Origin of the sequence: Marinifilum sp. N1E240, assembly GCF_009295825.1 — a bacterium.
In the GTDB taxonomy this organism is placed as follows: domain Bacteria; phylum Bacteroidota; class Bacteroidia; order Bacteroidales; family Marinifilaceae; genus Marinifilum_A; species Marinifilum_A sediminis.
Genome location: NZ_WHKF01000036.1, coordinates 1 through 1,045, shown reverse-complemented (window position 1 = coordinate 1,045; position 1,045 = coordinate 1). Strand labels below are relative to the sequence as shown.

The window sequence follows — 1,045 nt, the reverse complement described above, 5'->3', positions numbered from 1 at the left end:
TGTATAAATCTCATACTATAAGATAACAAAGTGCTGAAAATCTATCAAATACAAGCATGCTTACTTATCAACAACTTATCAAGGTTTTTAGACAGTCTGACGGTCTTGCTAAGTTTCGTGGGCGATTAAAACAGTTGCCTTATCAAACCGCTAAGTAAGCAAGCCGATTAAATTTATAATTTTAAGCAAACCCATTTAATTGGCTTGCTGGTGTTTATTAATTGTACTAAACTTTCAAACGACTCATCAGCGCCCATGAAATTTAGCTTTTGTTGTAGGGCGTTTTACAATCAATCTCGTTTTTTTGTCACAACTAATTTGTCCTCAATGAATAGTTCTGCATCAGTCTTTTTCACACCCATCAGGTCTGTTGAAATATTTGATTTAAATTCATAGTTAATATTATAAAGCTCTGCCAATTGGTCTAAAATTTTCTTTTTGGGAACTATCACTCCAGATTTCTGTCTGTAGAAATTTATTCCTCCTATTCCTTTTCCAATAAGTACGAGTCCTGAAGCAAAAATAATTATTGTTACTGTCTGAAATATAGTTGTTGCTGGTAGAATAGTTCCGATAAAGTAGGATAAGTAAACAACAGCAAGTCCTATTATTAAATAGAAAATTAGGTTTAAGACTGTTTGTTTTTTCACATGCTTTAAATCTTCATATTCCATATTTATTTCAACTAATTTCTCAACTAATTTCTTTTCAAGACTAATATATGAACACTGCTTTTGAAATGAAGGCTTCTTTTCTGTTAAACTACATATGATTCCATATTTATAATTGAAACTCTGCAAGTCACACAATTCACAATGATTAGATTTTGTCATTTTTCTTTCTTCGAAATTTATCTTATTCTAACTAAAACAAGAATTACCTTTTAATAAACAGAACCATGTTACAAATAAATGCCCTACAACGGCAGTTTGTCTAAAAACTGATTAAACTGCTCAATTAAGCTTTAAATATAGCAGTTTTAAGGATACATAAAAATTGAAAATCCTTTTAATTTGAAATAGAATTGAGGTTCTTATTTGAGCCA

General features: G+C 30.0%; 1 protein-coding gene. It reads right to left on the bottom strand.

What is annotated here, in order from left to right; translation table 11 throughout:
• Positions 1-290: 290 nt before the first annotated feature.
• The gene (locus GCQ56_RS20165; protein ID WP_152736340.1) at positions 291-833 is read right to left on the bottom strand and encodes a hypothetical protein; all 543 of its coding nucleotides are present in this window, start codon (positions 831-833) and stop codon (positions 291-293) included.
• Between the last annotated feature and the right edge of the window lie 212 nt (positions 834-1,045).